This is a genomic window from Streptomyces colwelliae (genome assembly GCF_048158785.1).
In the GTDB taxonomy this organism is placed as follows: domain Bacteria; phylum Actinomycetota; class Actinomycetes; order Streptomycetales; family Streptomycetaceae; genus Streptomyces.
This window is the reverse complement of the sequence record NZ_JBLTJC010000451.1, coordinates 1-7,574: the sequence shown is the minus strand read 5'-3', so window position 1 is coordinate 7,574 and position 7,574 is coordinate 1. Positions and strand designations below refer to the sequence as shown.

10 protein-coding genes and 1 pseudogene are annotated in these 7,574 nt (G+C 67.5%); 5 read left to right on the top strand and 6 right to left on the bottom strand.

Going from position 1 to position 7,574, the window contains the following annotated elements; all coding sequences use genetic code 11:
• A pseudogene (locus tag ACNFOC_RS47330) lies at positions 1-140 on the top strand (imidazolonepropionase); the annotation flags it as partial.
• Positions 113-949, top strand: coding sequence for a helix-turn-helix domain-containing protein (locus tag ACNFOC_RS47325; RefSeq protein WP_416965187.1), 837 nt, complete (start codon positions 113-115; stop codon positions 947-949). The pseudogene ACNFOC_RS47330 and the gene ACNFOC_RS47325, both read left to right, overlap by 28 nt.
• On the opposite strand, the gene ACNFOC_RS47320 is transcribed toward ACNFOC_RS47325, so the two are convergent.
• On the bottom strand, positions 902-1,579 hold the full coding sequence (locus ACNFOC_RS47320; RefSeq protein ID WP_416965186.1) for a class I SAM-dependent methyltransferase: 678 nt from the start codon (positions 1,577-1,579) through the stop codon (positions 902-904). The two genes, ACNFOC_RS47325 and ACNFOC_RS47320, sit on opposite strands and share 48 nt — an antisense overlap.
• Positions 1,580-2,053: 474 nt before the next feature.
• On the opposite strand from ACNFOC_RS47320, the gene ACNFOC_RS47315 reads away from it, so the two are divergent.
• Positions 2,054-2,596, top strand: coding sequence for a hypothetical protein (locus tag ACNFOC_RS47315; protein WP_416965185.1), 543 nt, complete (start codon positions 2,054-2,056; stop codon positions 2,594-2,596).
• Positions 2,597-3,172: 576 nt separating this feature from the next.
• Here the strand turns inward: ACNFOC_RS47315 and ACNFOC_RS47310 are convergent.
• The 4 genes from ACNFOC_RS47310 to ACNFOC_RS47295 are packed head-to-tail and all read right to left on the bottom strand — an operon-like array spanning position 3,173 to position 5,068.
• Entirely contained in the window at positions 3,173-3,373 is a 201-nt protein-coding gene (locus tag ACNFOC_RS47310; protein WP_416965184.1) for a DUF397 domain-containing protein, read from the bottom strand.
• A 49-nt stretch (positions 3,374-3,422) separates the two neighbouring features.
• Complete coding sequence (locus ACNFOC_RS47305) at positions 3,423-3,962, bottom strand: DEAD/DEAH box helicase family protein (protein ID WP_416965183.1); 540 nt, start codon at positions 3,960-3,962, stop codon at positions 3,423-3,425.
• 48 nt (positions 3,963-4,010) lie between these two features.
• Positions 4,011-4,208, bottom strand: coding sequence for a DUF397 domain-containing protein (locus ACNFOC_RS47300; protein ID WP_416965182.1), 198 nt, complete (start codon positions 4,206-4,208; stop codon positions 4,011-4,013).
• Between the two features lie 8 nt (positions 4,209-4,216).
• Positions 4,217-5,068 carry a helix-turn-helix domain-containing protein gene (locus tag ACNFOC_RS47295; RefSeq protein WP_416965181.1) on the bottom strand — a complete coding sequence of 284 codons (852 nt, stop codon included), beginning with the start codon at positions 5,066-5,068 and terminating at the stop codon, positions 4,217-4,219.
• Between the two features lie 200 nt (positions 5,069-5,268).
• Here ACNFOC_RS47295 and ACNFOC_RS47290 point away from each other — a divergent pair, with 200 nt between their 5' ends.
• Both ACNFOC_RS47290 and ACNFOC_RS47285 read left to right on the top strand, forming a co-directional pair.
• Positions 5,269-5,682, top strand: coding sequence for an ATP-binding protein (locus ACNFOC_RS47290; RefSeq protein WP_416965180.1), 414 nt, complete (start codon positions 5,269-5,271; stop codon positions 5,680-5,682).
• Positions 5,683-5,724: 42 nt separating this feature from the next.
• Complete coding sequence (locus ACNFOC_RS47285; RefSeq protein WP_416965179.1) at positions 5,725-6,636, top strand: hypothetical protein; 912 nt, start codon at positions 5,725-5,727, stop codon at positions 6,634-6,636.
• A 21-nt stretch (positions 6,637-6,657) separates the two neighbouring features.
• Here ACNFOC_RS47285 and ACNFOC_RS47280 read toward each other — a convergent pair whose 3' ends face one another.
• Positions 6,658-7,446: a DUF5995 family protein gene (locus tag ACNFOC_RS47280; protein ID WP_416965178.1), complete on the bottom strand. Its 789-nt coding sequence runs from the start codon at positions 7,444-7,446 to the stop codon at positions 6,658-6,660.
• Positions 7,447-7,574 lie beyond the last annotated feature (128 nt).

Genomic DNA, 7,574 nt, shown 5'->3' with positions numbered 1-7,574 from the left:
GGGATGACGTGGGGCGGATCGCGGCGGGGGCGCGGGCCGACCTGGTGCTGCTGGACGCGCCCAGCCATGTGCATCTGGCGTATCGGCCGGGGGTGCCGTTGGTGAGCGGGGTGTGGCGGCGAGGGACGCGGGTGGTCTGACGGACGCCGTGGAGGCCAGGGGAGAGACGGAGCCGCGGTTCGTCATCCGCGAGGGGTACGCGTTCTACCGGGGCCCCTCGACCGACAACGCCTCTCATGGGCATGGCGCCTTCCAGGTCGCCGTCGCCGTCCAGGGCGAGGTGACCATGGTGGATGCCTCCGGAACCCACCATCGCGCCGTGGCGCTGGTCGTGCCGCCGATGGTGCGGCATCGCATGCTCGCGACGCCGCACCTCCGCACGTTCTTCGTCGAGCCGCACTGCGCGTTCGCGGACAGGCTGCGCGACCGTTGCGACCACGGCATCACCGCCGCGCCAGAGCTGCACGACCTGAGCGAGGACGATGTCCGCCCCGCCGGCGCGTATCCGTCGAGCGGTCTCGATGTGCGCCTGGTGGAGGCGATGAGCACCCTGGCGGACCGGAGGATTCCGATGCCCGCCCTTGCCGCGACGGTCGGACTCTCACCCCAACGTCTACGTGCCCTGGCACAGCACCAGTTGGGTATGCCGCTTCCGCGCTGGCGCATCTGGCAGCGACTGGTCCGCGCGGTCGAGGCACTGCGCGAGGGCCAGCCGCTCGCCGACGCGGCGATCACGGGCGGCTTCGCCGATCAGGCGCATTTCAACCGGCAGATGCGCGAGATGCTGGGGATGACTCCGTCGGCCGTGCTGCCTGTGCTGCGCGGGTCATCGGCCGTGCTGCCCGTGCTGCCCGTGCTGCCCGTGCTGCCCGTGCTGCCCGTGCTGCCCGTGCTGCGCGGGTCAGTGGCGGCGCGCGACGTAGACGGAGATCGATCCGCTGATCGTTGACACGACCTCGGCCTCGCGCACATCGCGGAATCCGGCTTCGGAGATCAGCCTGGGAAGGACACCGTCCGCGTTGGGCTGGGTGTCCTCCTTGCCGTCCGCCAGCTGCACGGTCCGGAACGCGAGGCGCATCAGTCCGGTCCGCTGCAACCCGTAGTCGGCGATCACCAGCTTGCCGCCGGGCACCAGTACCGCGAACATCGACGCGAGGATCGCGCGCTTCGTCGCGACCGGACACTGATGGAGCACGAGGCTGGAGACGACCGTGCTCGCGGAGTCGGCACCCAGGATCTCCTCCAGCGCGTCGCCCATGCCGACGTGCCATTCCGGTGCCACGCCGTCTGCGTCTGCGTCTGCGTCTGCCTCGGCCTCGGCCTTGCGCCGCGCGGTGGTCAGTACGTCAGGATCGGGGTCGACGCCTACGACCCGTGCCCGCGGCTCGACACGGTTCAGCAACAGGGCCGTGGAGCCGGTGCCACAGCCCACGTCGACGATCACGTCGCCGGGCTGCGGCGCCACGTACAGGGCGAGCAGGCCGCGCCAGAGGCGTTCACGGGTCAGGGCGACGACGGGGTCGTAGAAGCGGGTGGGGGCGAAGCGGCCCAACGCAGGGGTGAAGGTTTGTTCGGTCATACGGAGAGTCTCGATCGCAGGACGTACGGGGTCTTGAACGAACCGCTTGCCGGTCGGCAGGCCACTGGCTCGCGTTGGGGGTGCGACCGGGGCAGGCGGACAACGAGGCGGCGTTGGCGGAGTGTTAGGCGGTAACCCGCGTAGGGGGCTGTGCCTGGAGATTCACTGCCGACAGCGATGATTTCGGCTGTCGCCTTCGGTCGCCATTAGCCGGCCCGGGTGCGAGCGAATTGGACATGCTTTACCCGAACTCGTCGCACACAGAGGGCAGTTGGACGAACATGCGAACGAAGCGATCCACACGGCCCTAAGGGCGTACGGGGCGACCTCTGCCTGAATTAAATGCTCTCTGATGGAACGTCAAAAAATGGGGCGTCTCAAGTTCGCCTCAAAACTGTTGATCGATTATCTGAGGGTGCGCTACGTTCCTGGTCGACCAAGATCACCATGTGCAATGCCTGACCAGGGGGATTCATGTTCCGGGCCTCAATAGCCGTGCTCGCGACAATCGCATCGGCAAGTCTGGTTACCGCGCCGGCCGCCCAAGCGGCTGACGCGGTAACCGCCCGCCCGCAGGCCTGCCCCGAAGTGGGCGAGGTGGCCACCAGCTTCGGGGCCAAGAAGGGCTACTTCATCGGTGCGCCTGTCCCTGTCTTCCGCTCCGGCCCGTACGGCCCCAAGGGCGGCACGATGAGCGTTGCGTTCCAAGCGGGTGCCACCGTCGGCGCGTCCGTGACCGGTACGGCGAAAAGCGAGATCAACGGGCTGATCGCAAAAGCCGAGGCAAGTCTGTCCGTCACGCTCCACGGCTCCATCACGGCTTCGACGACCTTGACCGGAACCTTCGCGGTCAGCCCACACAAGATCGGGAACGCCAAGCCGGGATCGGACGGATACAAAATACCCTGGAAGAAGACCGAGATCGTTGCCCCGTGCAATGTCAAAACCATTGGCTCGGGTACCCTGACCGCGCCTTCCTATTCCATCCGTATCAAGTACTGGGAGACCAGTTCATGAAGCGTGCGCCTGCCGTGTGGGCGGCTCTGGCTGCCGGTGTGGCATTGGCGGGATGCGGCGGTCACCCGGCAGATCAAGCAACCTCCGGCGCTCACCCTTCCGCGACGGCCAGCCCGGCCCGTACGGCATCGGCTCTGCATGTGACCGCCTCTGGGACAGGGCTGCGCCTTGTCGCCGGGACCCCCGTCCACTTCGGTGCCGACAGCACACCGGGAGTGGCCGGGGAGCTCATTCTGACCTGCCGGGGAAAGGGACTGGTGCATGTCCAGCCCACCGAAGGAAAGGCCACGGACGTACAGTGCGGCGGCACGTCCGAGTTGCAGACCGATTCCGGCGGCACCATGTTCACTGCGTCCACTACGAGCAAGTCGGCAATGACGCTTGACTGGACTCTCAAGAAGATGGCGCGTTGATCGTGGAGCAGCTGAGCTGAACTCCATCGGTGCGGGCGCGTACGACTGCGGCAGCAGGGGCTCCTGGATCTCGGCCGGCTTCGCAATCCCGAGCTGCCAAGAGGCCCTGGCTTCAGTCCGCGTCCAGCCGCGATCACCCGATCGGTTGCCTCACTGAAAGACCTCATTCATCGCTGAGGGGCAGGCCGGACTTCACGCCGCGTATGAGGTGGGTCAACGGGGCGCGGGTGGTGGTGAGTTCGGTGCCGGGGGTGTCGCTCTCGCGGAGGTGGAGGGTGGTGGGCGTGGCGGCGAGTTCGACGCAGGTGTTGCCGTCGCCGCCGTCGGAGAAGGTGGACTTCTGCCAGTGCCTGGGCTGGGGCATGCGGGTCCTCAACGTTCCTTTTGTGGGACGCCGTTGGGCGGTCCGGTGGTCATTGCCAGCGGGCCGCCCTGATCACAGACAGGGCGACGTCGGTGACGGAGCCTGTGCTGGTGTCGATGGTGAAGTCGTCGACGGAGGCCCGGTCGAGGATGCCGTCCAGTTCACCGGACCGGTTCAGGTGCCATTGCAGTGCCTTGGTCGTGCAGTTGTGACGGTAAGTCAGGCGTTGCTGGATGAGCGGTAGTTCGGCCCGGAGTCGACACACCGTGAGGTCGACTCCTACGGCGTCGGCCAGTGCCTTCCGCTCGTCCTGTTTCTCGATCACACCGGCGAGTACGAGGCGGGTGGCCCCTGCGTCGAGGTAGTGACCGGCGATGCTCCGCAGGTTCCGCAGCAGCAAGTCGAAGTTGAACCGGTCACCGGGAGGCGTGGGCCACGAGTTGCTCAGCCAGTCGAGGTCCAGCACGGCATGCGGGACCCCCGCGTCGGCGAGTAGGGCACCCACGGCCTCGGCGATGGTTGTCTTGCCCACGCCGACCGTGCCGTTGATCAGGAGGGCACGAGCGTCTCGGGGGCTGTCCGCGTGCATCTCGGCATCGTATGGCGAGCGGCGCGGGCTCCGGAGGCGCTCACAGGGTCAGGTTGCGTGGAACAGGTTCGACTTCAGGGTGTGGATGAGGTGCGCCAACGGGGTTGCGTTGATGGTGAGTTCGGTGCCGGGGGTGTCGCTCTCGCGGAGGTGGAGGGTGGTAGGAGTGGCGGCGATTTCGACGCAGGTGTCGCCGTCGCTGCCGTCGGAGAAGGTGGACTTCTGCCAGTGCCTGGCCATGGTCATGCGGGTCCTCAAAGTTCCTTCGCCACACGGTGGATGAAGTCCCGCGACTGAGCGGGAGCGAGTGACGCCTTGCTCACCTTAAGGAGCAAGGTCCGGAGTCGTTGCAACTGGGCTTCGGCATCGATGGGCCCCTTGTTCACGGGGGCGTCCCGTAGGCCGGTGTCCAGTCTCGGTACTGGGCCGCCGAGGTACATCATCGCGGCTCCGCCTCCAGCGAAGTCGTCCTGGTCCACGGGGATTACGCGCACGGTGACGTGGTTCTGCTCGCTCAGGTCCAGCATCTGCCTGAGCTGGGCGTGAGCGACACGGCGGTCGGAGACGCGGATGCGCAGGGCGACCTCGTGGACGATCGCCTCGTACGGAGTGGGCTTGTCTCCTCCCAGGACCGCCCGTCGCCGCATCCGGTGTTCGACCCGTGGTTCCAGCTCGCTCTCGGGCATCCCTGGATTCATGTACGAGAACACCGCGCGGGCGTAGTCGGGTGTTTGGAGCATGCCGGGTACGTGGATGACGACCACGTCGCGCAGGAACGTCGCGTGGTGCTCCAGTTCGGCGACGTCCAGGAACGGTGTCGACAGGACGCCCCGGAAATCTTCCCACCACCCCTGTGTCCGATCGGTCGCCATCGCCACCAGCGCGTCGATCAACGCCGCGTCGGTACAGGCATAGTGGGCGGCGAGCCGTCGTACGCGTTCCTCGCTCACACCCGCGAAGCCGGCTTCCACCTGGCTCATCTGCGCTGACGTCGAGTTCAACAGGCCTGCCGCCTCGCGGGCTTTCAGCCCGGCTGCCTCCCGCAAGCGGCGCAACTCGGTGCCCAGGCGCACCTGTCGTGCCGTGGGTTGGCTCCTTGGCGCCATGCGCCCCTCCCGACCTCAACTGCCGTGCGGCTGTGCCTCATTCGGGGGTCAGATTACGGCATCGGCTTGCGCGAGCAAAAAATTTTGCTCTACCTTCAGTGATGCGACGTACACGCTGCGGAAGCGCACCGCTTCGTCCTGCCATGACGGCTGCGGCAATGCCCCCCGCGCCCCATCAACCGGCCCTCTGGAGCTGACCCATGCCCGAAACCGAGCCCGACCCCTGGGAGTACTCCCTTTCCGTCCCGCACGACCGCCGTGCCGTCACCGTCTGTCGCCGCACCCTGCGCCTCGTCCTCACCGCGCACGGTCTCATCCGGGTCGTGGACACCGCCGAACTCCTCGCGACGGAGCTGGTGGCCAACGCCGTACTCCACACCAAGGGGCCGGTGATGCTCCGTGTGCGGTGGGCGGCGGGGGTGCTGCGGGTCGGGGCGTGGGACGCGGACCCCGAACCTCCCGAACCGCCGGGGCAGTTGGGGGAGCTCTTGGATGCCGAGGCAGGGAGAGGGCTCGCGTTGGTGCGGGCATGCGCCGACGGCTGGGGGTGGCAGCCGTTGTCCAGGAACGGGCAGCGCGGCAAGTACGTGTGGTGTGACCTGGACGCCGCCTAGATCGTTGATCACATCGAATAGATCGGACAGAAAGGAGAGTTGATGGTCAGCTCGTCCCACGAGGCGCTGCACCGGATCTTCCAGAAGGATCCCGCGCTTCTCACCCGCGCCCTGCAAGGCGTGTTACGCATCCCCTTCCCCGAACCGCGTGAGTTCGCCGCCATGAACGTGGACCTCACCGAGATCGAACCGGTCGAGAGGCGCGTGGACACGTTGCTCCGTGCGGAGACCGACGAAGGGGCCTACCTCCTGGTCGTCGAGTCGCAGGGCGATATCGACAAGAGGAAACGCGGCAGCTGGCCGTACTACCTCAGCTACCTGCACGAGAAGTACCGCTGCGAGCCCGTGCTCATCGTCATCACCCAGAGCCACGCCACGGCCCGCTGGGCGGCGGAGCCCATTCACCTCGGGGTACGCGGATGCCCCTCGCTGACGGTGCGCCCGTTCGTCCTGGGACCGGACAACGTGCCGGTGATCGTGGACGATCAGGAGGCCGAACGGGACGTACCCCTTGCGGTGCTTTCGGCGATGACACATGGCAAGGGTCCGCAGGCCGCCGTCATACTGGAATCCCTGGCAACCGCCCTGCGGACCATCGACCCGGACAGCGCCGCGGTCTTCGTGCAGTTCGTCGACTCATGCCTGGCAGACCGCCAGGCCCAGCAGATGTGGAGGGACCTGATGACGGCGATGCAGTACTTCTGGCGGCACCCGCTGGCGGAGCAGGTGCGAGGTGAAGGCAGGGAGGAAGGCCGGGAAGAAGGCAGGGAGGAAGGGCGTGCCGAAGGGTGGGCGGCTGCCATCCTGCGCACCTTCCAACGGCGTCAGATCGACGTCCCCGACCCCGTCCGCGACCGCATCCTCGCCTCCACCGACCTCGACGAACTCGGCACCTGGTTCGACCGCTCCCACGAGGTCGCCGACGCGCGGGAGTTGTTCACCGAGGGGTCCTGAGCGGACGGCCGATCCGCCGGGTCACCCCCTCGTGCCCCGCCCGGCGGAAGCCCGCCCCATCGCCCCGTCCAGATGCGCGATGACAGCCGCCACGTCATCGCTCTCCGTGTGGCGGATCAACTCCAGCGCAGGCCGGACGAGAAGCCCCGGCCGCGCAATCAGCCGCGCCAGTACCGCAGCCCGCACATCGAGCCGTTCGATGGTGGCCGCGCGTTGCGCCTCCGTCTGCCCGGCCAGCAGCACCGCGTTGTACCAGGCCTCCTGCCGGGACTGGACGACGCTGAAGTCCAGGATCGCCTCGTCCGTACGGCCCCCGACCTTGTCCAGCAGGGAAAGGAGAGGGGACAGCGCACCCACCGAGTCCTCCAGCACCAGCACCACCCGCGCGAGGATGTCGTTGATCAGCAGGAAGTCGTGCTGCAACGCGTGGATGTCCTCGCCGGGGCTGGTCCCCGCGGCGGCCACTGCCAGGTCGAGGTTGATGTGCGCGTTCACGCCGAGGATCAGGTGCTGGACGATGACCGTGTCGGAGTCGTCGAGCAGGCCGAACGTCTCGCGCCAGCAGCGCGGCCCGCTCCGGTCGCGGAGCCAGGCGTCGTGCGCGGCGAAGTAGCGGTTGCCGAAGAGCGTGTCGAAGCGGTCCATGCGGGGGCCGTCCTCGAACTGTCCCTCGTGGATGGCCTTGCGGATCTCGACGGTCACCTGTCGGTACAGGGCCGCGAAATACCCGATCCGGTCACCGGCGCGGGTCGCCTCCCGCACGATCCCCGCAAGCCCGTCCACTACCTCGTCGATGTTCTGTGCCGTCATGCCCAACTCCCCTTTGGCGGAGCCCCAGTTCGGACTGCTCAGTCTCACCGAAAACGACAGCTCCGGTACGGCTCACACCCACACCCGATCGACGGGACCCCGCCTTACCCCGCCCGCCACCGCTGCTC